Source organism: Mesorhizobium sp. WSM4310 (genome assembly GCF_007003935.1).
In the GTDB taxonomy this organism is placed as follows: domain Bacteria; phylum Pseudomonadota; class Alphaproteobacteria; order Rhizobiales; family Rhizobiaceae; genus Mesorhizobium.
The window spans coordinates 29,737-49,530 of sequence record NZ_VFTA01000027.1 but is presented as its reverse complement, the minus strand read 5'-3'; the positions used below and the strand labels follow the sequence as shown (position 1 = coordinate 49,530).

The window sequence follows — 19,794 nt, the reverse complement described above, 5'->3', positions numbered from 1 at the left end:
GCAAATTTGTGCGATGCGGCAGCGACCGCGGAACATTGTTTTCGGGGCAGGCGAGGGATGCGGCTTATCGCCGAAAATCTGGGCGGCGAACGCGGCGGCGAGGCGGTTTTTTCCGGCATCGGCTTTGCGCTCGATCAGGGTCAGGCGCTGGTCGTCACCGGGCCGAACGGATCGGGCAAATCGACCTTGCTCCGGATCATCGCCGGGCTGCTGCCGAAGGCCGAAGGCCGGCTGCTGCTCGAGAACGGCGGCGATGACTTTCCGTCGATCGCTTCGGCCTGCCATTATCTCGGACACCAGAACGCGATGAAGACGGCGCTCAGCGTCGTCGAAAACCTGCGCTTCTGGCGCGATTTCAATGGAAGTGGCGATTCGGGCGTCGAAGAGGCGCTGGAGACGGTCGGGCTCGGCGGCATCGGCCATCTGCCGTTCGGCTATCTCTCGACCGGGCAGCGGCGACGCGCCGCGATCGCCAAGCTTTTGGTCAGCCACCGGCCGCTGTGGCTGCTCGACGAGCCGACGGCGGGACTGGACAAGGCGTCGGAGGCGCGGTTCGCGGGGCTGATGATGAAGCATTGCATGGCTGGTGGGATGATCGTCGCGGCGACGCATTTGCCGCTGGGATTGGATGGGGCTAAGGAATTGAGGATGGGGGAAGCCGGTTGATGGCGGTGCGAGGCGCCCCCCTCTGTCCTGCCGGACATCTCCCCCACGCGGGGGGAGATCGGATGGCGCCCAGGCTTTCGCCAATCCCCTCCGTCGCAAAGACAAGCGAGGCGCCGAAGCTGCCAATCTCCCCCCTCGTGGGGAGGATGGCCGGCAGGCCAGAGGGGGGCGTGACAGAACGCCAACCTCAACAAAGGACCACATCGTAATGTGGTCCCTCTTCGCCCGCGACATCCGCCTCAACATCCGCGCCGGCGGCGGGGCGTTGACCGGCGTCATCTTCTTCCTTGCCGTCATCGCCACCATCCCGTTCGGCGTCGGGCCGGACCTGAAGCTGCTTTCCCGCATCGGCCCGGCGATCCTGTGGATCGGCGCGCTGCTCGCCTGCCTGCTCGGGCTCGACCGGCTGTTCCAGGCCGACCGCGAGGACGGCTCGCTCGATCTGCTGGTGCTCGGCAACGACCGGAACATGCTGGCGCTGACGGTGCTGGTGAAATGCCTGGCGCATTGGGCGGGCAGCGTTCTGCCGCTGGTCGTCGCCGCCCCCTTGCTCGGCCTGTTCATGAACATGGAGCCGCTCGGCATCGGCGCGACGGCGCTGACGCTGCTGGTCGGCACGCCGGCCATCACCTTCATTGGCGCCGCTGGTGCCGCCGTGGCGGTGGCGCTGCCGCGCGGCGGGCTTCTGATCTCGGTGCTGGTGCTGCCGCTGACCATTCCGGTGCTGATCTTCGGCGTTTCGGCGAGCTATGGCGCGACGGCCGATCCCGATCCTTTCCTGCAGCCCTTCCTCATTCTTGCCGCGCTGACGCTGTTTCTTGGTGTGCTGGGGCCGGCCTCGGCAGCGCTGGCGCTGCGCCACGGAACCGATTGAGCGAGGGTCGGCATGGTTTGCGCGACATCAAGGGCGGCGGCGCGGCGGCCACGTATGTTTGAAACCATGGCGCGTTGCGCAGCCATGGGCATGTCGCTAAGGGAAAGCATGATCGAACGAGGCAGACGGCTGGAAAGAGGCACGCCGATGGAGCGGCAGGCATGAGTGCGCACGCCCTCTATGTCACGGCCGCCTATGGCATCACGGCGGTTGCTCTGGCCGGGCTGATCGGCTGGATCCTGCTCGATCAAAAGGGGCGCAAGCGCGATCTTGCCGAGCTGGAAGCAGCCGGCGTGCGGCGGCGTTCCGACAAGGCGGAGGCGGAGAAGTCGTGAGCGGCGAGACCGAAACACCGACGCGAGGCCGCCGCCTGTTCGTCCTGTTGCCGCTGCTGGTCTTCCTCGGCCTTGCGGGCCTGTTTCTGTGGCAGCTGTTGTCGGGACGCGATGTCTCGGAAGTGCCCTCGGCGCTGATCGGGCTGCCGGCGCCGCAGACCAATCTGCCGGCGCTGGAGGGGTCAAACCTGCCGGGCCTCGATTCCAGGGCGTTCGCCGGCAAGGTCACGCTGGTCAACGTGTTCGCGTCATGGTGCGCACCGTGCCGCGAAGAGCACCCGGTGCTTCTGGCGCTGTCGCAGGACAAGCGGTTCACCATGGCGGCGCTGAACTACAAGGACCGGCCGGAAAATGCCCGCCGGTTCCTCGGCGATCTCGGCAATCCGTTCCAAGCCATCGGCGTCGACGAAGCCGGCCGCACGGCGATCGACTGGGGCGTCTACGGCGTGCCGGAAACCTTCGTCATCGGCAAGGACGGCAGAATTGCCTACAAGCATGTCGGCCCGCTGACGGCGGAAGCGGCGCGGGATCTGTTGCTGCCGCAGATCGACAAGGCATTGGCCGCACCGAACTGACGGCGTTCTCTCGCTTCGTCATTCTAGAGCGAAGCCACGCGGCGCAGACCCTGGAATCCATGCCGGGACGTTGGTCAAGGATTCGGATCAGAATAGCCGCGTATAGCGGTAGACAGATATTCCGCACCGCTGCGGCGCTCGAAGATCACGGCATGAATCCTTGGCTCTTTGCTCCGCTTCGCGTCGCTACGCCCAAGCATGACGAACGTGATAGGTCGACCGAATACTCAGCCGTAGATCTGCTTGTGGATCTGGTAGAGCATTTCCGAGCGGTCGGCGCGCATGTCGGCCAGATCGCGGCTGGAGAAGCTGTCGATTTCGGCGACGAGGCGGTTGTAGTGCTTGCGCTTGGCGATGTTGTTGCGAGCGCGGGTCATGAGATCGTTGAAGATCATAGCAAGGGTCCTTCTGTGCCGCATTCTGGCGGCGGTTTCTTCCTCCCTTGGTCAATACGGAACATGACATAGGATTGGTGCGTTGCAAAAAGAAGATGTTGCAATGCACCATTGCACGCAGCGCATAGCCGGTTAATCGGGTCCTAACGCGTCCTGGTTGGATGATCGGGGCTGGAACCGCCTGGGCGGCGGGTTGCTCTCCGTTTTGTCATACAAATTGCTGAGGCCGCGTCTTGCCAGATCGATCGCGGGCTGGCTTGATCCGGCATCACGTGATGCCGGGAGGAAATGCATGGCGGCCGCAGACTATTACGAAATTCTCGATCCGCGCTTCGCGCGGCTGTTCAACGGCAATGCGCAGGTGGAGAAGCTGTTCACCGGATGCCGCTGGGCGGAAGGACCGGCCTGGTTCGCCGCCGGGCGCTACGTCGTCTGGTCCGACATCCCGAACAACCGCATGCTGCGCTATGACGAGACCGACGGCAGCGTCAGCGTCTTCCGCCAGCCTTCGGGCAATTCCAACGGCAACACCGTCGACCGGCAGGGCCGGCTGGTCACCTGCGAGCATTCGGGCCGCCGCGTCAGCCGCACGGAGTATGACGGCTCGGTCACCACCATTGCCGCCAAATGGAAGGGCAAGCGGCTGAACTCGCCCAACGACGTGGTGGTGAAGTCCGACGGCTCGATCTGGTTCACCGACCCAAGCTACGGCATCGACACCGACTATGAAGGCGACAAGGCCGAGAGCGAGATCGGCGCCTGCTACGTCTATCGGGTCGACCCCGACAGCGGCGAGATCGAGGCCGTCATCACCGACATGGTGCGGCCCAACGGGCTCGCCTTCTCGCTGGACGAAAGCCTGCTCTATGTCGTCGACACCGGCCGCACGCATGGCGCTGAGAATCCGGCGCATATGCGGGTGTTCAACGTCGGCAAGCACGGCAAGAAGGTTTCCGGCGGCAAGGTCTTCGCCGACTGCACCGCCGGCCTGTTCGACGGCTTCCGGCTCGACGCCGACGGACGCATCTGGACCAGCGCCGAGGACGGCATCCATTGCTACGATCCCGACGGCACGCTGATCGGCAAGGTCAAGGTGCCGGAGGTGACCGCCAATTGCGTGTTCGGCGGCGCCAAGCTGAACTGCCTCTACATCGCCGGCACCACCTCGCTCTATTCGGTGCGGCTGATGGTGAACGGAGCCAAGACTTTTTGAGCGAGACCGTTTGGAAATTCTACCCTGGCGGCCATCTGAAGGCGTTTTCTGCGCTTCCGGTGCTCACGGACCCAAATGTCCGCTGCGCTCCGGTTCTCGAAACCACCATCATATGTCTCGCCAGAGCGAATTTCGAAACGGCCTCTCAGCGGCGTTAGTTATTTGAAGGGGAGGGCGTCATGCCATTCGTCAACATCCGCATCGTCAAGGAAGTGATCGCCGCCGATCCGGCAGGCAAGAAGGCTGACATCGCCAAGAAAGTCACGGCGGCCATCATGGAAGCCACCGGGCTTGGCAATGACGATGTCTGGGTGGTTTTCGAAGAGGTCAACGCCCGCGACTGGTATGTCGGCAAGACCGATGTGGAGACATTGCGGAAGCGGTAGGTCTTGCCTTCTCCCCTTGTGGGAGAAGGTGGCCTCGCGAAGCGAGGTCGGATGAGGGGTGTTGGAAGGATCGCGACTTTGTAAAAGTAAGCGCTTAGAATCCTTCGATCTTTTCAAGCCTCACTCCGCTGGAACACCCCTCATCCGTCTCGGCGCTGCGCGCCGATCCACCTTCTCGCACAGGGGGAGAAGGGAAAGACAGTGCCGCTCAACGCGAGGCGATGAAATCCGCGAAAGCAGACAGCGCATTGCGCATCCCCAGCACGTTTCCCGGCTCAGCCAAAAGGGCCTCCACCTCCGGCGGCTTCTTCCCCAGCAGGGCAATTTCCAGCCCATCCTCATAAAGCGCGAAGGACATCGTCCGCATGATCTCGGCCAAAGCGGCACGGGCGAACAGCGAGCGCGGCGAGGCGTGCACTGGCATGGCGGGCTTGGCGACGGCGGCGTCGCGCGAGACCAGCCAGTCGAGCGCGTTCTTCAGCCCGCCCGGCACGCCATGGGCATATTCGGGACAGGAGACGATGACGCCATCGGCGCCGGTGACGGCGTCGATCAGCTTGGCCGCTTCGTGCGGCGTGCGCTCGCCCTCGTCATCGGGATTGAAGATCGGCAGACGGCCGAGCCCGTCATAGATTGTGACCTGGCAGCCTGCGGGCGCATTGCGCGCCAGTGCCGCGACCAGGGCCGAATTGGTGGAGGCGGCACGCAGGCTGCCGGAGATGGCGAGGAGGTTCAGCACAGGGTGGGACCGGTTCGGCGCGAATCGCGTCGGGAAAACTACCACATCGTCTGCTTGTATTCCTCGTCGAGCCAGCGGTCGGTCGCCTCGGCCGAATCGGCAACCACCAGCTGGTCGCGCAGGATCTGGCCGAGCGTCGGCAGCGTGGCGCGGTCGTACCAGGTGTCGGGCTTCCACAGATCGGAGCGCATGAAGGCCTTGGCGCAATGCATGTAGGCGGCCTTGACCGTGACCACGATGACGCTTTGCGGCTCCTTGCCATCGACGGCGAGGCGCTCGCGCAAACCGGCATCGACGGTGATGCGGGCATCGCCATTGACGCGCAGCGTCTCGTTCATGCCGGGGATCAGGAAGAGCAGGCCGATCGAGGGATTGCGCAGGATGTTCTCCAGCGTGTCCAGCCGGTTGTTGCCGGGTCGGTCGGGGATGGCGATGGTCCTGTCGTCGAGAATGGCGGCGAAGCCGGGCTTGTCGCCCTTCGGCGTCACGTCGGCATTGCCTTGGCCGTCGGACGAGCCGATCAGCACGAAGGGGCTTTTGCCGATGAAGGAGCGGCAGTGGCCGTCGAGTGCCTTCAGCTCCTTGCGGATCGAGCCGTCGGTCGGGCGCGGCGTCTTGTAGATCGTCCGCAGCTCTTCACGCGTGGTGACGAATTCCATGGCTCTCCCCCTGTTTGCAGGGCGCTACTTGCCGGCCTTTTCTTCCCCGCCTTCTTTATCGTCCAGCGAATGGCGCAGGATCAGCGGCATCTGGCTGAAGGTGAACAGAAGCGTGATCGGCATGATGCCCCAGACCTTGAAGGTAACCCAGGCATCGGTGGAAAAATTGCGCCACACCACTTCATTGACGATGGCCAGGAACAGGAAGAACAGGCCCCAGCGGAAGGTGAGCTTGCGCCAGCCTTCGGCATCGAGCCTGAAGGCCGAATCGAAGACATAGCCAAGCAGCGACCTGCCGAAGTAGAGGCCGCCGAGCAGCACGCCGCCGAACAGCGTGTTGACGATGGTCGGCTTCATCTTGATGAAGATGTCGTCCTGCAGATAGAGCGTCAGCGCGCCGAAGATGAAGACCACGACGCCCGAGACCATGGGCATGATCGGCAAGGTGCGCGTCAGCAGCCATGAGGCGATCAGCGCGATGGCCGTGGCGGCCATGAACAGGCCGGTGGCGACGAAGATCGGGCCGCCGAATTCGGCCAAAACAGGGAATTTCTGTACCAGCCACTCGCCGCGCGCATTGGCGAAGAAGAAGACCAGCAGCGGTCCTAGCTCCAGCGCCAGCTTGAGCACGGGATTGACGCCTTCCTTCTTCTCCTTCTGCGGGTCGGACGGATCGCGTTCGAGAATGGGTGGGTTCATGATCTTCCTTCTTACGCACGATCCCGTTGAAACGGGATCATGCCGTTACGCCACTCCAGCGATCGCCCTGGCGAATTCGCTTGCGGAGAAAGGTTCGAGGTCGTCGACCTGTTCGCCGACGCCGATGAAATAGACCGGCAGTTTGTGCTTTGCCGCGATCGCCACCAGAATACCGCCGCGCGCCGTGCCGTCCAGCTTGGTCATCACCAGGCCGTTGACGCCGGCGATGTTGCGGAAGATCTCGACCTGGTTGAGCGCGTTCTGGCCGGTGGTGGCGTCGACCGTCTGCAGCACGGTGTGCGGCGCTTCCGGATCGAGCTTGCCCAGCACGCGCACGATCTTTTCCAGCTCCGCCATCAGCTCGGTCTTGTTCTGCAGCCGGCCGGCGGTGTCGATGATCAGCACGTCGGAGCCGGCCTCCTTGGCCTTCTCGAAAGCGTCATAGGCAAGGCCGGCCGCATCTGCCCCGAGCTTGGAGGCGATGACGGGCGATTTCGTCCGCTCACCCCAGATCTTCAATTGCTCGATCGCGGCGGCGCGGAACGTGTCGCCGGCGGCGAGCATCACCGACAGGCCGCCATCGGTCAGTTTCGCCGCCAGTTTGCCGATGGTGGTGGTCTTGCCGGTGCCGTTGACGCCGACCACCAGGATGACATGCGGCTTGTGTGAGAGATCGAGTTCCAGCGGCCGGGCGACAGGGGACAGCACCTTCTCCACCTCGGCCGCCATGACGGTGCGGACATCGGTATCGGAGACGTCCTTGCCGTAGCGGCTGGCGGCCAGCGCGTCGGTGATACGAAGCGCCGTTTCCATGCCGAGATCGGCGCGGATCAGCACATCTTCCAGGTCCTGCAGCGTGTCCTCGTCCAGCTTGCGCTTGGTGAAGACGCCGGCGATGTTGCCGGTGAGTTCGCGCGAGGAACGGGCAAGTCCGTCCCGCATGCGCTGGAACCAGGAGCGCCGCGGTGCCGGCTCCGGCGCCTTGACCGGCTCGGCCTTCTGCTCGACCTTTTTGGTGACGGTCACCTTGCCGGGAGCGGGTTTCGGTTCAGGCTTCGGCTGTGGGACTGGCTGCGGCTCGGGCGTGATCTCGGCAATGACGGGCTGCGTCTCGACGGGCGTGCGCCTTACCTCCCCCTCGATGGGGGAGGTCCCGGGCGCGGCTCGGGGGTGACTGGCGCTGGCGTTGGCGCCATCACCCCGCCCCCGCCCCGCCACTGCGTGGCGACCCTCCCCATCGAGGGGAGGGTGGGGCGCTGGCGTAGCTTCGGCAGCCGGTGGCGGCACTTCAACGGGAGCGGGTGTCTCGGCCGGGATCTCGGCAGGCGGGACCGGCACTTCGATCGGTGCCGGTTCGGGCGGCCTTTCCGGGCGCGGCGGCACAATCTCCGGCTCGGCAGGTGCCGGAGCAGGGACTTCCTGCGGCTGCGGTTCGGGGACGGGCTCCGGAGCGGCGGGGGGAAGCGGAATTTCCTCGGGCGCCGGCGGCTCCGGGGGCTCTGGCGCGGGTACCGGTTCCTCTTGCGGCGCGGGCTGCGGCAGGGGTTCCGGCTCGGCGGGAACCGTCGGCTCCGGCGTGGGCGGGATGGTCGGCGCGGTCTCGGGTGCCGGTTCTTCAGGTGCGGGCTGAGGTGCCGGCTTTACCTGCGCCTCGATGGGGGAGGTCCCAAGCGGAGCTTGGGGGTGACTGGCGCGGGCGTCATCACCCCTCTCCGCCACTTCGTGGCGACCCTCCCCATCGAGGGGAGAGTGGGGCGCCGGCTCCAGCTCCTCGCGCTTCAGAAATTCCGGAACGACCTGATCGGCCGCCGGCTTCAGCGCATCGAGCTGGTCCCATTTGATCGGGGGCAGCGGGGCGGTCTCGTCAACACGCTCCTCGACAACCTCTTTCTTGCCGAACGAAAATATCTTCTTGAAAAAACCAGCCATGCTTTGCGTTTCTCAGGCGGCGCGTGCGGCAAGCGGCACTGCGTTGAGCCGGGCGCCATCGTGGCCAGTAATTGTCGCTTCGACGATCTCGCCCGGCGCGCCGGTGCCGAGTGCGGCGAGGGTAAATCCTTCGGTGCGGCCGAGGCCATCGCGCTCGATCAGGATCGACTGGCGGGTTCCGACCAGCGAGGACAGATGGCGCCGATAGGCGGCCTCGCCGGCGGCGCGCAGCTGGGCGGCGCGCTGCTTGACCATCTCGCGGCGAACCTGCGGCATGCGCGCGGCGGGCGTGCCGTCGCGCGGTGAAAACGGGAAGACATGGAGATGGGTCAGGCCACATTCCTCGACGATTTTTATCGAGTTCTCGAACATGGCGTCGGTCTCGGTCGGGAAGCCGGCGATGATGTCGGCGCCGAAGACGATCGCAGGGCGCAATTTGCGCACATCCTCGCAGAAACGGATCGACTGGTCGCGCAGATGCCTTCGCTTCATGCGCTTCAGGATCATGTCGTCGCCCGATTGCAGCGACAGATGCAGATGCGGCATCAGCCTGGGTTCGGTGGCGATGGCATCGAGCAAATCGTCGTCGGCCTCGATCGAATCGATCGAGGATAGCCGCAGACGCTTCACGTCGGGGACCTGCTTCAAAATGGTCTTCACAAGTTTGCCGAGCTTGGGCGCGCCCGGCAGATCGGCGCCGAAGCTGGTCATGTCGACGCCGGTCAGCACGATCTCGGCATAACCATTGCCGGCCAGCCGCTTGACCTGCTCGACCACGGCGCCCATCGGCACCGAGCGGGAATTGCCGCGACCGTAGGGAATGATGCAGAAAGTGCAGCGGTGGTCGCAGCCATTCTGCACCTGCACGAAAGCGCGCGCCCGGCCCTCTATGGCGTCGACCATGTGGCCGGCGGTCTCGCGCACCGAGAAGATGTCGTTGACGCGGGCCTTCTCGGTGTCGTTGACGCCGAAATCCGGCAGCGCACGGTAGGAATGCGCCTTCAACTTCTCCTCATTGCCAAGCACGAGATCGACCTCGTCCATGGCGGCGAATTTTTCAGGCTCGGTCTGGGCAGCGCAGCCGGTGACGATGATGCGCGCCGCGGGGTTGTCGCGGCGCGCCTTGCGGATCGCCTGTTTGGCCTGGCGCACCGCCTCGCCGGTGACGGCGCAGGTGTTGAAGATCACCGCGCCGCCCTGCAGCGCGCCGAGACCGGCGCTTTCGGCCTCGCGCCGCATCACCTCGGATTCATAGGTGTTCAACCGGCAGCCGAAGGTAACCACGTCAATGCGGCTGGGGGCCTCGGAAAGGGAGCCGTCGAAGTCCGGGCTCCTGGACAGAGCAACCGACATCAGGCCGCGCTTTCGGTGTCGCGGGCCCAGGTGCCGGTCGAGGGGTCGAAGCTGCCGGAAAATTCCCACTCGGCGGCACCGGTCAGGATGACGTGGTCGTCTTTGCGCCATTCGACATGCAGCGTGCCGCCGCCGGGCGTCAAAAGGCTGACGCTGCGGCCGGTGCGCCTGGTGCGGGCCGCGGCCACCACCGATGCGCAGGCGGCGGAGCCGCAGGCCTTGGTCAGGCCGGCGCCGCGTTCCCAGGTGCGGATGATCATGCTCTCGGGCGAGGTCACCTGTGCAATGGTGATGTTGGCGCGCTCGGGAAAGATCGGGTGGTTTTCGAGCAGCGGGCCGAAACGTTCGAGCTCATAGGACCAGACATCGCGGTCGACCCAGAAGATGGCGTGCGGATTGCCCATCGACACGGCGGAGGGCGAATGCAGCACCGGCTTGTCGATCGGGCCGATCTGCAATTCGATCATGCGGGTGTCGCGGAACTCCTCGGCCAGCGGAATCTCCTGCCAGCCGAAACGCGGCATGCCCATGTCGACCGAGATCGTGCCGTCGGCATGTTCCCTGGCGTTGAGAATGCCGGCGCGGGTCTCGAAGGTGAAGGTCTTTTGCCCGGTCTCGGCGGCGAGCGCCTGGACGACGCAACGCATGCCGTTGCCGCAGGCCTGCGCACTGGTGCCGTCGGAATTCAGGATGTCGACATAGTAGGCGGTGCCGGGCGTCTTCGCGTCATGGATCGCCATGATCTGGTCGAAGCGGGTCGCGGCATCGGCGTTCAGCGCAAGGGCGGCGGCCGCCGTCACCCGATCGGCACGGCCGCGCATATCGGCGACGATGATCTCGTTGCCGATGCCGTTCATCTTGGCGAAAGGGGCAGTGCTTGCCATTGCTCCGCGAAATTCCGTTGTCCGTTTGGCGCTATATGGCGGAAACGGGCGGGAATTACCAGTGCGCAGGCGTGTTCAGTCACGGCGAAGAGGCCGGGATTAAGTCACGGCAAAGATGCCTAGCACCACCAGCAGGAAGATGATGAGAACGATGCCGATGAGGATGCGCGCGCCTGTGGCGGCGGCTCCAGCCAGCGCCGGCATGCCGAGCAGGCTCGCCGCGGCGGCGATGATGAGCAGGATGATGATCCATCTGATCATGGGAATGCCTCGCAAACCGACAGATTTGTAACCGCATTAAGAACGCGGCTGTCGTGTCTGGGTTCCCGCGGTTTGCGAGGCGATGTCAGTGGAATCTAAAGCGCGTCGTGCGACGCGCTTTAGGTCTCTGCTTTATGCATGTCGTTCTCCCAAAACCGAGGTCACTTTTGGGCGACATGCATTAGCCGGCGATCTCGATATCGGTGCTGAACGGCGCCGTCTTGGTCGAATTCTGGTCATGCATGAGGAAGTTGCATTTATATTTGCCGGGCGGCAGTCCATCGAGCGACAGGTCGAGCTTGAAGAAGAGTTCGCGGTTGTGCGAGCGGGAAGCGACCTGAACGCTGCCGATTTTCTCGAAGGTGCCCAGAGCTTCGCCCGAGTCGGAAAGCACGGTAAGGTCGACGGAAAGCGCGATCTGGCTGTTGCCGAGGCCGTCCGAGCCATAGCCGTAGCCGACCGGTTCCATATAGAGCACGACCTTCTCGCCTGGCTTGTAGATCTGATTGGCACGCTCGCTGTAGATGCCGAAGCCGCCGGCCGAATCGACCTGTTTGACATTCTGCACGGCGAGCGGCATCGCTTGCCACAAGGCCTCCTCGGCGCCGCGGAATTTCTCCAGCGCGCCGGCTCCGTCGCCTGCCTGCAGCGCCTTTTCGGCCTCAGCGGCGCGATCCGTGATTTCGCCCGCGAAAGCCGCCGGCACCGAGATTGCCAGCACCATCAGCGCTGCAAGCATGGATTTCATCTGCATTCCCCTTTTTCTGCTGGGCGGACCATCGGCGAAAATGATCGTGCCGTAAATGGCCAATGCAGACTTCAACCGTGCTCGATCTCCGGCACGTTCCAGACCTCGCCGGGTTGCAAGGCGCGAAAGCGCTCCGGCGGCAGGCCCTCGGCCTCAAGGGCCTCGGCCAGTTTGCGGACGGGCTCGTCCATCGGTTCGTCGGTGAGCTGGAATGTGCCCCAGTGGCAGCCGGCGGCGAAGGCGGCCTTGCACAGCTTCATGCCTTGCACCGCTTCCTGCGGGTTCTGGTGCTGCGGCGCCATGAACCAGCGTGGCTCATAGGCGCCGATCGGCAGAATGGCGAAGCGGAAGCCGCCATGTTTGTCCGCCATCAGCCGGTAGTTGATGCCGTCATGGAAGCCGGTATCGCCGGCGAAATAGAGTTTGCCGCCCGGCGTCTCGATGACGAAGCCGGCCCACAGTGCCATGCGCCGGTCGCGGGCGCCGCGCGCCGACCAGTGATGCGCCGGCTCGATGTGGACGGCGGTGCGGTCGCCGATGTCGACCCTGTCGCCCCAGTCATGCGCCGCCAGCCGTATGCCGGGAACCACCTCGCCGATCAGCACATCATTGCCGAGCGGCGTCACCACCAGCGGATCGTCTCTTTCCTTCAGCCGCTTCAGCGTGACGAGGTCGAGATGGTCATAATGGTTGTGGCTTACCAGCACGAGGTCGATCGACGGCAGATCGTCGAAGGCGATGCCTGGCGCATTGACGCGTTTTGGCCCGGCGAAGGAAAACGGCGAGGTGCGTTGCGACCAGACCGGGTCGGTGAGGATGTTCAGCCAGGCCGTCTGGATGAGCAAGGTCGAATGGCCGACCATGGTTACAGTAAGGTCGGTGCCTTCGACCATCGCGGCCGGCCTCGCCAGCGGAAAGGGGCTCGGGCTGGTTGCCGGCCATTTCGCACGCTGGCCGTTGAGCTGCCATTTCATGAGATCGGTGAAGCGGCCGGGCATCCGGCCGCCGGGATTGAAGAACAAGGTGCCATCGAAATGGTCGCTGGGCGGACCGCTGTAATAGCGGTTGGCGGCTTTCTTTCTGGCGGCCAAGGTATGCTCCAGCGGGGTTCGGCTCCTAGACATAGGCGTTGCGGCGGTTGGCGCAAGCATTTGCAGGCGAATGCGTGGTCGCGGCCGAACTCCACGGACTTAAGCGACGACCGGACTTGGCAGGTCGAGATTGCGATAAATTTGCAACAATCTTGCCGCAAACCCTATTTTAACCATATCGGGTTGAAATTTCGCCACCTTCTCCATCTTGGTGGAGGGTGATATTGCGCGGACGGCTTCCCCCCAGCCGGATCCGACGGAGGTTGTAATGAATTTTTCGAAAAGCGGTCTTGTGGCCGTATCGCTGGCGGCGCTCGTTGCGAGCGGTTGCTCGACCTCGCGCTTCTCGTCGATGGACGACCAGCAACCGGCGCCACTGCAGCCGGCGCCGGCCGGCCAGGTGACCTCCAATCAGCTGCCGCCGCCGGCCTCGCCCGGCACCACCGACCCGTCGAAGTTCCCGACCGCTCCGGGGAACACGCAGGTGGCGTCCTTGCCGCCGGACGGCCAGGCGCCCGCCGGGGCCGCGGATCTCAGCGCGGCAGCCGTCGCCGGCGTCTGGAATGCCAGCGTTTCCGGGCAGAGCTGCAAGATCGCGACGCCGCAGACCAAGTTCGGCGCCGGCTTCCGCGCCGGGCCGCTGCATTGCCCGGCCCCGATCGACGGCATCAAGTCGTGGAACGTCGCCGGCAAGCAGTTGACGCTTTACGATGAGAATGGCGGGTCGCTGGCGCGGCTCTATTCTTCGGGCGGCTCGAAATTCGACGGCCAGACTTCCAACGGTCAACCGATTTCGCTTACAAGGTAAGCCAGGTATGCCGATATTCAGGTGATGCCGGCCTGCGAACGGCGGTTTTCTGCGCTTCCGGTGCTCACGTACTTTAAGTACGCTCCGCTCCGGTTCTCGAAAGCCGCCATTCTCGGTTCGGCCTGACCTGAATCTCGACACACCTAGTTTCCTTGGAGCATTCCTGCTCTGAACAAACGACGTGACCGATGCATCTGCGTGACGGCCTCCAGACCCATGCGACCGTCAGGCAGCGCTACGACCACCTGGTGGAAACCGGCGCGATCGGACGCGATCCTGCGCAGGAGCGGATCGCCGCCGCGCTCGACCGGCTGACCGACGAGATCTCGGCCAAGCGGCTGGCGCACAAGTCCAGCGCGCTGGGCTGGCTGTTTGCCCGCAAGCGCGAGACGCATGAGGCGGTCAAAGGCCTCTACATCCATGGCGGCGTCGGCCGCGGCAAGACCATGCTGATGGACATGTTCTTCGAGCTGCTGCCGGTCCGGCGCAAGCGCCGCGTCCATTTCAACGACTTCATGGCCGATGTGCAGGACCGCATCCAGAAGCACCGCCAGGCGCGCAAGAATGGCGACGTCAAAGAAGACGATCCGATCCCGCCGGTGGCAAAAGCCTTGGCCGAGCAGGCCTGGGTGCTGTGCTTCGACGAATTCTCGGTCACCGACATCGCCGACGCGATGATCCTGTCCAGGCTGTTTTCGGCGCTGTTCGCCAACGGCGTCGTGCTGATCGCCACCTCGAACGTGGCGCCGCAAAATCTTTACCGCGATGGGCTGAACCGCCAGCTGTTCCTGCCGTTCATCGGCATTCTGGAGCGGCACGCGCAGGTGCTGTCGCTCGACACCGACAAGGATTACCGGCTCGAGAAGCTCGCCCGCACGCCGGTCTATGTCACGCCGGCCGATGCGGCGGCCGACCGGACGCTCGACGAGGCCTGGCGGACGATGACGCGCGGCGCGCCGACAGCCGCGACCTCGTTGACGCTGAAGGGCCGCCAGGTTCCGGTGCCGGCCGCCGCCGGCGACGCGGCGCGGTTTTCCTTCGCCGATCTCTGCGAAAAACCGCTCGGCGCGCGCGATTTCCTGGCGATCGCAGGACGTTTCTCGACCGTCTTCATCGACCACGTCCCGGTGCTGGGCGAAGGCAAGCGCAACGAGGCCAAGCGCTTCATCCTGTTGATCGACACGCTCTACGATCATCATGTGCGGCTGGTGGTGAGCGCCGATGCGCCGCCACAAGAGCTTTATGTGGCAAAACGCGGCGTCGAGGTGTTCGAGTTCGAACGCACCGCTTCACGCCTGATCGAGATGCAAAGCCGTGACTGGCTGGAGGACTGGGCGGAGCGGCGGAAGGTGAAGGCGGCGCCGGATGTGCCGCTGGCTCAGGCCCTGCCTTCGTCGCCCTAGGCAGAGGAACGCAAAGCAGGGCGAAGACCCCGGCCGCTAAAGCCTGTACGGATACATGACGAAACTCTCCGCTTCCCCATGCGGCTCCTTGCGCGATTCATAAAGCGCGCGGGCCGGAAGATTGTCGGGTTCGGTGCCGACCCAGGCCTCCTCGCAGCCACTCTCCCTGCCGATCGCGAACATCGCGTCGAGCATTCTGCGCGCGATCCCCTGGCGCTGGAATTCGGGCGATACGCCGACTTCATCTATATAAAGTTCCGCAACTTTGTCGGGATGGCGGTGGATGACGGCGGCGCATTGCCCGACGACCACGCCATTGGCGAGGGCCACGACCATGAAATGGCCGGGTTGGTTGAGATAGGCTGCCAACCGGTCCGGCCTGACAGGCTCGTCGAACACATCCTCGGCGATCCGCATCACAAGGGTGTCATCGCCGGCTTCAAGCCTTACGATCTCCATACTCATTGTGTAGATTTCTCCAAGTCGGCTTACAAACTTTGACGTTTACGTAAATCCCAACCCATCTAACCGATTGAAAATGTTCACTCCAAAATAATCGTTTGAATTTATCTCGCCCGGAGGCTATTGGGTGCGGCGAAATCTCGCGGGTTTCCTCAGCATTCCGGCCTCTTCCTCGGCGCCGTCATCAAGTCGTCAAAGATTTGGGCGCAGTCACAGACAAAGGGAAAACATCCTCACATGGCACGCAACAAGATAGCGCTTATCGGCTCGGGCATGATCGGCGGCACGCTGGCCCACATGATCGGCCTCAAGGACCTCGGCGACGTGGTGCTGTTCGATATTGCCGAGGGTATTCCGCAAGGCAAGGGGCTCGATATCGCGCAGTCGTCGCCTGTCGATGGTTTCGACTCCCGGCTGACCGGCGTCAACGACTATGCCGGCATCGAGGGCGCCGACGTCTGCATCGTCACCGCCGGCGTGCCGCGCAAGCCGGGCATGAGCCGCGACGACCTGCTGGGCATCAACCTCAAGGTCATGGAACAGGTCGGTGCCGGACTGAAGAAGTACGCGCCCAAGGCTTTCGTCATCTGCATCACCAACCCGCTCGACGCCATGGTGTGGGCGCTGCAGAAGTTTTCGGGCCTGCCCAAGACCCATGTCGTCGGCATGGCCGGCGTGCTCGACTCCTCTCGCTTCCGCTATTTCCTGGCCGAGGAATTCAAGGTCTCGGTCGAGGACGTCACCGCCTTCGTGCTTGGCGGCCATGGCGATTCCATGGTGCCGATGATCCGCTATTCGACGGTGTCGGGCATCCCGCTGCCAGACCTCGTCAAGATGGGCTGGACCTCGAAGGAGAAGCTCGACCAGATCGTGCAGCGCACCCGTGACGGCGGCGCCGAGATCGTCGGCCTGCTCAAGACCGGCTCGGCCTACTACGCGCCGGCGGCCTCGGCGATTGCGATGGCCGAGGCCTACCTCAAGGACAAGAAGCGCGTGCTGCCCTGTGCGGCCCACCTCTCCGGCCAGTATGGCGTCAAGGGCACCTATGTCGGCGTTCCCGTGGTGATCGGCGCCGGCGGCGTCGAGCGCATCATCGAGATCGACCTCAACAAGAGCGAACAGAAAATGTTCGACAGTTCGGTGGCGACCGTGCAGGGCCTGACCGAGGCCTGCGTCAAGATCGCGCCGCAGCTCGCCTCGAAGTAAATCCCGCCAAAACGTCCACCCCGGCAAAACGACCTGGAGATAGTTCCCGATGAACATCCATGAATATCAAGGCAAGGCGCTGCTGAAGAGCTTTGGCGCGCCGGTGGCCGAAGGCGTGCCGGTGTTCAAGGCAAGCGAGGCGGAAGCCGCCGCCAAGGCGCTGCCCGGCCCGCTCTATGTGGTGAAGAGCCAGATCCATGCCGGCGGCCGCGGCAAGGGTAAGTTCAAGGAACTGTCGCCCGACGCAAAGGGCGGCGTGCGGCTGGCGAAGTCGGTCGCCGACGTCGTCGCCAACGCCAACGAGATGCTCGGCCACACGCTGGTGACCAAGCAGACCGGCCCGGCCGGCAAGCAGGTCAACCGCCTCTATATCGAGGACGGCGCCGACATCGAGCGCGAGCTTTATCTGTCGATCCTGGTCGACCGCTCGGTCGGCCGCATCGCTTTCGTCGTGTCGACCGAAGGCGGCATGGACATCGAGGCGGTCGCGCACGACACGCCGGAAAAGATCATCACTGTCGCCATCGATCCGGAAAAGGGCGTCACGGCGGATGACGTGAAGGCGCTCAACGCCGCGCTGAAGCTCGACGGCGACGCGGCCAAGGATGGCGGCACCCTTTTCCCGATCCTCTATAAGGCCTTCGTCGAGAAGGACATGAGCCTGCTCGAGGTCAATCCGCTGATCGTCATGAAGAACGGCCGGCTGCGCGTGCTCGACGCCAAAGTGTCGTTCGACAACAACGCGCTGTTCCGCCACCCCGACGTGCTCGAACTGCGCGACACCACCGAAGAGGACGAGAAGGAGATCGAGGCGTCGAAATACGACCTCGCCTATGTCGCGCTCGACGGCAATATCGGCTGCATGGTCAATGGCGCCGGCCTTGCCATGGCGACGATGGACATCATCAAGCTCTATGGCGCCGAGCCCGCCAACTTCCTCGATGTCGGCGGCGGCGCGTCCAAGGAGAAGGTGACGGCGGCGTTCAAGATCATCACCAAGGATCCGGCGGTCAAAGGCATATTGATCAACATCTTCGGCGGCATCATGAAGTGCGACATCATCGCCGAGGGCGTGATCGCCGCGGTCAAGGAAGTCGGCCTGAAAGTGCCGCTGGTGGTGCGCCTGGAAGGCACCAATGCCGAACTCGGCAAGAAGATCATCAACGACAGCGGCCTCAACGTCGTGTCGGCGGACGATCTCGACGACGCGGCCAAGAAGATCGTGGCGGCGGTGAAGGGCTGAGCCTGTGCCTCCACGCAAGATAAACCTGGTCGAGGCGGCGGATCAGAAGATCAGCAAGGTCTTCGATCCGCATATCGCTGGCGACATCAACGACAGCCAAGCCAAAGTCGCCAAGTTCGGCGAGATCTTCGACTGGCACGCGCATGACAATGAGGATGAAGCCTTCCTCGTGTTGCGCGGGCGCATCGCCATCGATTTCCGCGACGGTCCGGTCGAGCTCGGCGAGGGTGATTTCATCGTCGTGCCGCGCGGTGTCGAGCACCGGCCGCGTTCGCTGACCGCCGAGCCGGTGGTGCTGATGTTCGAGCCGGCGACGACGCTCAATACCGGCAACGCCAAGAGCGACCTTACCGTCACCGACCTGAAGCGGCTCTGACCGATGAACGCGGCCTCCTTCTCCTCGCTTTCCGCCGATCACCAGCGCCTGCAGGTGCTGGTCGGCGCGTGGCGCGGCGAGGAAGAGGTCGCGGCCACGCGGTGGACCGATGCCGGCAAGGCGACGTCCGAAGTTCTGGCGGAGGCGCAGTTCGGCGGCCTGTTCGTGGTGCAGCGCTATCGCCAGCGCCGCGACGGCACGATTTCCTTCGGTTCGCACAATGTGTTCGGCTTCGACCAGCCGAACCGCCGCGTCACCATGCACCAGTTCGATTCGATGGGCTTTGTGCCGGCCTCGCCGGCCACGGGAACGTGGAACGGCAGCGAGCTCGATCTGGAGCGGTCGTCGCCGCGCGGCGCGGCGCGCGTGACGTATATTTTCGACGACGCCGACACCTACCGCATGCGACTGCATTTCAAAGCCGCTGGCAGCGATGGCTGGCAAGACATGGTGAGTGGCGTCTATCGGCGCGTCTCGCCTTCCTCGATCAACAGTTTTTAGAAAAGGGCTCCGATGTCCATTCTCGTCGACAAGAACACCAAGGTGCTAGTGCAGGGCCTGACCGGCAAGACCGGTACGTTCCACACCGAACAGGCGCTGGCCTATCACGGCACCAAGATGGTGGGTGGCATCCATCCCAAGAAGGGCGGCGAGACCTGGACCGGGTCGAAGGGTGAGAGCCTGCCGATCTTCGCCACAGTCGCCGAGGGCAAGGCAAGGACCGGCGCCAACGCGTCGGTCATCTACGTGCCGCCGGCGGGTGCCGGCGAAGCGATCCTGGAAGCGATCGAGGCGGAGATCCCGCTGATCATCTGCATCACCGAAGGCATTCCGGTGATGGACATGGTCAAGGTCAAGGCGCGGCTCGACCGCTCGACCTCGCGGCTGATCGGACCGAACTGCCCGGGCGTTCTCACCCCTGACGAATGCAAGATCGGCATCATGCCCGGAAACATCTTCCGCAAGGGCTCGGTCGGCGTTGTTTCGCGCTCGGGAACACTTACCTATGAGGCCGTGTTCCAGACCACCAATGTCGGCCTCGGCCAGACCACGGCCGTCGGCATCGGTGGCGACCCGGTCAAGGGCACCGAGTTCATCGATGTGCTCGAGATGTTCCTGGCCGACGACGAGACCAAGTCGATCATCATGATCGGCGAGATCGGCGGTTCGGCCGAGGAAGACGCCGCGCAGTTCCTCAAGGACGAAGCCAAGCGTGGCCGCAAGAAGCCGATGGCCGGCTTTATCGCCGGACGCACGGCGCCGGCCGGCCGCACCATGGGTCATGCCGGCGCGGTCATCTCCGGTGGCAAGGGCGGCGCCGAGGACAAGATCGCGGCCATGGAATCGGCCGGCATCAAGGTCTCGCCGTCACCGGCGCGGCTTGGCACGACGTTGGTTGAAGCCATCAAGGGCTGAGCGTCGGCGCCGGTTGTGGAATGAGAGCCGACGGCGGTTCGTTGGCTTTGAGGGGACAAGAAGGGCGGGTGAA

The 19,794-nt window shown here is 64.2% G+C and carries 24 protein-coding genes; 13 read left to right on the top strand and 11 right to left on the bottom strand.

Annotated elements, in window-relative coordinates; translation table 11 throughout:
* The first annotated feature begins 57 nt into the window (after nucleotides 1-57).
* The 4 genes from ccmA (at nucleotide 58) to FJV80_RS25105 (ending at nucleotide 2,450) form a co-directional block, all read left to right on the top strand.
* Nucleotides 58-666: a heme ABC exporter ATP-binding protein CcmA gene (gene ccmA, locus FJV80_RS25125; protein WP_095788947.1), complete on the top strand. Its 609-nt coding sequence runs from the start codon at nucleotides 58-60 to the stop codon at nucleotides 664-666.
* Between the two features lie 208 nt (nucleotides 667-874).
* The gene (ccmB, locus tag FJV80_RS25115) at nucleotides 875-1,540 is read left to right on the top strand and encodes a heme exporter protein CcmB (RefSeq protein ID WP_095774818.1); all 666 of its coding nucleotides are present in this window, start codon (nucleotides 875-877) and stop codon (nucleotides 1,538-1,540) included.
* Nucleotides 1,541-1,701: 161 nt separating this feature from the next.
* Nucleotides 1,702-1,875 (top strand): heme exporter protein CcmD, encoded by a 174-nt coding sequence (gene ccmD / locus FJV80_RS25110; RefSeq protein ID WP_095774817.1) that lies wholly within the window; start codon nucleotides 1,702-1,704, stop codon nucleotides 1,873-1,875.
* A complete protein-coding gene (locus FJV80_RS25105; RefSeq protein WP_142877739.1) occupies nucleotides 1,872-2,450 on the top strand; it encodes a DsbE family thiol:disulfide interchange protein in 579 nt (192 codons plus the stop codon). The genes ccmD and FJV80_RS25105 overlap by 4 nt, the downstream gene beginning before the upstream one ends.
* A 227-nt stretch (nucleotides 2,451-2,677) precedes the next feature.
* Here FJV80_RS25105 and FJV80_RS25100 read toward each other — a convergent pair whose 3' ends face one another.
* Nucleotides 2,678-2,845: a hypothetical protein gene (locus FJV80_RS25100; RefSeq protein WP_019862058.1), complete on the bottom strand. Its 168-nt coding sequence runs from the start codon at nucleotides 2,843-2,845 to the stop codon at nucleotides 2,678-2,680.
* 292 nt (nucleotides 2,846-3,137) lie between these two features.
* Here FJV80_RS25100 and FJV80_RS25095 point away from each other — a divergent pair, with 292 nt between their 5' ends.
* Both FJV80_RS25095 and FJV80_RS25090 read left to right on the top strand, forming a co-directional pair.
* Nucleotides 3,138-4,058 (top strand): SMP-30/gluconolactonase/LRE family protein, encoded by a 921-nt coding sequence (locus FJV80_RS25095; RefSeq protein WP_142877738.1) that lies wholly within the window; start codon nucleotides 3,138-3,140, stop codon nucleotides 4,056-4,058.
* A 179-nt stretch (nucleotides 4,059-4,237) separates the two neighbouring features.
* Nucleotides 4,238-4,444 carry a 4-oxalocrotonate tautomerase family protein gene (locus FJV80_RS25090; protein ID WP_095788943.1) on the top strand — a complete coding sequence of 69 codons (207 nt, stop codon included), beginning with the start codon at nucleotides 4,238-4,240 and terminating at the stop codon, nucleotides 4,442-4,444.
* A gap of 208 nt (nucleotides 4,445-4,652) precedes the next feature.
* Here FJV80_RS25090 and FJV80_RS25085 read toward each other — a convergent pair whose 3' ends face one another.
* From FJV80_RS25085 to FJV80_RS25045, 9 genes are all read right to left on the bottom strand, one after another.
* Entirely contained in the window at nucleotides 4,653-5,183 is a 531-nt protein-coding gene (locus FJV80_RS25085) for an NADPH-dependent FMN reductase (RefSeq protein ID WP_142877737.1), read from the bottom strand.
* Nucleotides 5,184-5,221: 38 nt separating this feature from the next.
* Nucleotides 5,222-5,842: a pyridoxamine 5'-phosphate oxidase family protein gene (locus FJV80_RS25080; RefSeq protein WP_142877736.1), complete on the bottom strand. Its 621-nt coding sequence runs from the start codon at nucleotides 5,840-5,842 to the stop codon at nucleotides 5,222-5,224.
* A 24-nt stretch (nucleotides 5,843-5,866) separates the two neighbouring features.
* Nucleotides 5,867-6,541, bottom strand: coding sequence for a septation protein A (locus FJV80_RS25075; RefSeq protein WP_095774812.1), 675 nt, complete (start codon nucleotides 6,539-6,541; stop codon nucleotides 5,867-5,869).
* A gap of 45 nt (nucleotides 6,542-6,586) precedes the next feature.
* Nucleotides 6,587-8,470, bottom strand: a complete 1,884-nt coding sequence (ftsY, locus tag FJV80_RS25070; protein WP_142877735.1) for a signal recognition particle-docking protein FtsY — start codon at nucleotides 8,468-8,470, stop codon at nucleotides 6,587-6,589.
* 12 nt (nucleotides 8,471-8,482) lie between these two features.
* Nucleotides 8,483-9,823, bottom strand: coding sequence for a tRNA (N(6)-L-threonylcarbamoyladenosine(37)-C(2))-methylthiotransferase MtaB (gene mtaB, locus FJV80_RS25065; protein WP_185975264.1), 1,341 nt, complete (start codon nucleotides 9,821-9,823; stop codon nucleotides 8,483-8,485).
* Nucleotides 9,823-10,707, bottom strand: a complete 885-nt coding sequence (dapF, locus tag FJV80_RS25060) for a diaminopimelate epimerase (protein WP_142877734.1) — start codon at nucleotides 10,705-10,707, stop codon at nucleotides 9,823-9,825. The genes mtaB and dapF overlap by 1 nt, the downstream gene beginning before the upstream one ends.
* Before the next feature lie 99 nt (nucleotides 10,708-10,806).
* A complete protein-coding gene (locus tag FJV80_RS25055; RefSeq protein WP_095774809.1) occupies nucleotides 10,807-10,968 on the bottom strand; it encodes a DUF1328 family protein in 162 nt (53 codons plus the stop codon).
* Between the two features lie 181 nt (nucleotides 10,969-11,149).
* Nucleotides 11,150-11,716: a hypothetical protein gene (locus FJV80_RS25050; RefSeq protein WP_179295980.1), complete on the bottom strand. Its 567-nt coding sequence runs from the start codon at nucleotides 11,714-11,716 to the stop codon at nucleotides 11,150-11,152.
* A 71-nt stretch (nucleotides 11,717-11,787) separates the two neighbouring features.
* Complete coding sequence (locus FJV80_RS25045) at nucleotides 11,788-12,840, bottom strand: MBL fold metallo-hydrolase (RefSeq protein WP_185975263.1); 1,053 nt, start codon at nucleotides 12,838-12,840, stop codon at nucleotides 11,788-11,790.
* A gap of 235 nt (nucleotides 12,841-13,075) precedes the next feature.
* On the opposite strand from FJV80_RS25045, the gene FJV80_RS25040 reads away from it, so the two are divergent.
* Nucleotides 13,076-13,615, top strand: coding sequence for an AprI/Inh family metalloprotease inhibitor (locus tag FJV80_RS25040; protein ID WP_095774807.1), 540 nt, complete (start codon nucleotides 13,076-13,078; stop codon nucleotides 13,613-13,615).
* A 188-nt stretch (nucleotides 13,616-13,803) separates the two neighbouring features.
* Nucleotides 13,804-15,018: a cell division protein ZapE gene (gene zapE / locus FJV80_RS25035; protein WP_095788936.1), complete on the top strand. Its 1,215-nt coding sequence runs from the start codon at nucleotides 13,804-13,806 to the stop codon at nucleotides 15,016-15,018.
* Nucleotides 15,019-15,054: 36 nt separating this feature from the next.
* Here the strand turns inward: zapE and FJV80_RS25030 are convergent, their stop codons facing one another.
* The gene (locus tag FJV80_RS25030; RefSeq protein ID WP_142877732.1) at nucleotides 15,055-15,483 is read right to left on the bottom strand and encodes a GNAT family N-acetyltransferase; all 429 of its coding nucleotides are present in this window, start codon (nucleotides 15,481-15,483) and stop codon (nucleotides 15,055-15,057) included.
* 234 nt (nucleotides 15,484-15,717) lie between these two features.
* Between FJV80_RS25030 and mdh the strand changes: the two genes are divergently transcribed.
* From mdh to sucD, 5 genes are read left to right on the top strand one after another with little or no spacing between them, the layout of a single operon-like run.
* Complete coding sequence (mdh, locus tag FJV80_RS25025) at nucleotides 15,718-16,686, top strand: malate dehydrogenase (protein WP_142877731.1); 969 nt, start codon at nucleotides 15,718-15,720, stop codon at nucleotides 16,684-16,686.
* Between the two features lie 49 nt (nucleotides 16,687-16,735).
* On the top strand, nucleotides 16,736-17,929 hold the full coding sequence (sucC, locus tag FJV80_RS25020; RefSeq protein WP_095774803.1) for an ADP-forming succinate--CoA ligase subunit beta: 1,194 nt from the start codon (nucleotides 16,736-16,738) through the stop codon (nucleotides 17,927-17,929).
* 4 nt (nucleotides 17,930-17,933) lie between these two features.
* The gene (locus tag FJV80_RS25015; RefSeq protein WP_095774802.1) at nucleotides 17,934-18,305 is read left to right on the top strand and encodes a cupin domain-containing protein; all 372 of its coding nucleotides are present in this window, start codon (nucleotides 17,934-17,936) and stop codon (nucleotides 18,303-18,305) included.
* 3 nt (nucleotides 18,306-18,308) lie between these two features.
* Nucleotides 18,309-18,806, top strand: a complete 498-nt coding sequence (locus tag FJV80_RS25010) for a DUF1579 family protein (protein WP_095792254.1) — start codon at nucleotides 18,309-18,311, stop codon at nucleotides 18,804-18,806.
* Nucleotides 18,807-18,818: 12 nt separating this feature from the next.
* Nucleotides 18,819-19,721, top strand: coding sequence for a succinate--CoA ligase subunit alpha (gene sucD / locus FJV80_RS25005; protein WP_095774800.1), 903 nt, complete (start codon nucleotides 18,819-18,821; stop codon nucleotides 19,719-19,721).
* The last annotated feature ends 73 nt before the right edge of the window (nucleotides 19,722-19,794 follow it).

Excerpts from the sequence above, each read along its gene's own strand:
- FJV80_RS25095 (WP_142877738.1), top strand. The coding sequence starts at position 3,138 with ATGGCGGCCGCAGACTATTACGAAATTCTCGATCCGCGCTTCGCGCGG.
- FJV80_RS25090 (WP_095788943.1), top strand. The coding sequence starts at position 4,238 with ATGCCATTCGTCAACATCCGCATCGTCAAGGAAGTGATCGCCGCCGAT.
- sucC (WP_095774803.1), top strand. The coding sequence starts at position 16,736 with ATGAACATCCATGAATATCAAGGCAAGGCGCTGCTGAAGAGCTTTGGC.
- sucD (WP_095774800.1), top strand. The coding sequence starts at position 18,819 with ATGTCCATTCTCGTCGACAAGAACACCAAGGTGCTAGTGCAGGGCCTG.
- FJV80_RS25100 (WP_019862058.1), bottom strand. The coding sequence starts at position 2,845 with ATGATCTTCAACGATCTCATGACCCGCGCTCGCAACAACATCGCCAAG.
- FJV80_RS25045 (WP_185975263.1), bottom strand. The coding sequence starts at position 12,840 with ATGTCTAGGAGCCGAACCCCGCTGGAGCATACCTTGGCCGCCAGAAAG.
- FJV80_RS25040 (WP_095774807.1), top strand. The coding sequence starts at position 13,076 with ATGAATTTTTCGAAAAGCGGTCTTGTGGCCGTATCGCTGGCGGCGCTC.
- FJV80_RS25080 (WP_142877736.1), bottom strand. The coding sequence starts at position 5,842 with ATGGAATTCGTCACCACGCGTGAAGAGCTGCGGACGATCTACAAGACG.
- mdh (WP_142877731.1), top strand. The coding sequence starts at position 15,718 with ATGGCACGCAACAAGATAGCGCTTATCGGCTCGGGCATGATCGGCGGC.
- FJV80_RS25030 (WP_142877732.1), bottom strand. The coding sequence starts at position 15,483 with ATGAGTATGGAGATCGTAAGGCTTGAAGCCGGCGATGACACCCTTGTG.
- mtaB (WP_185975264.1), bottom strand. The coding sequence starts at position 9,823 with ATGTCGGTTGCTCTGTCCAGGAGCCCGGACTTCGACGGCTCCCTTTCC.
- ccmA (WP_095788947.1), top strand. The coding sequence starts at position 58 with ATGCGGCTTATCGCCGAAAATCTGGGCGGCGAACGCGGCGGCGAGGCG.
- FJV80_RS25010 (WP_095792254.1), top strand. The coding sequence starts at position 18,309 with ATGAACGCGGCCTCCTTCTCCTCGCTTTCCGCCGATCACCAGCGCCTG.
- dapF (WP_142877734.1), bottom strand. The coding sequence starts at position 10,707 with ATGGCAAGCACTGCCCCTTTCGCCAAGATGAACGGCATCGGCAACGAG.
- ccmD (WP_095774817.1), top strand. The coding sequence starts at position 1,702 with ATGAGTGCGCACGCCCTCTATGTCACGGCCGCCTATGGCATCACGGCG.
- FJV80_RS25075 (WP_095774812.1), bottom strand. The coding sequence starts at position 6,541 with ATGAACCCACCCATTCTCGAACGCGATCCGTCCGACCCGCAGAAGGAG.
- FJV80_RS25050 (WP_179295980.1), bottom strand. The coding sequence starts at position 11,716 with ATGAAATCCATGCTTGCAGCGCTGATGGTGCTGGCAATCTCGGTGCCG.
- zapE (WP_095788936.1), top strand. The coding sequence starts at position 13,804 with ATGCATCTGCGTGACGGCCTCCAGACCCATGCGACCGTCAGGCAGCGC.
- ftsY (WP_142877735.1), bottom strand. The coding sequence starts at position 8,470 with ATGGCTGGTTTTTTCAAGAAGATATTTTCGTTCGGCAAGAAAGAGGTT.
- FJV80_RS25055 (WP_095774809.1), bottom strand. The coding sequence starts at position 10,968 with ATGATCAGATGGATCATCATCCTGCTCATCATCGCCGCCGCGGCGAGC.
- ccmB (WP_095774818.1), top strand. The coding sequence starts at position 875 with ATGTGGTCCCTCTTCGCCCGCGACATCCGCCTCAACATCCGCGCCGGC.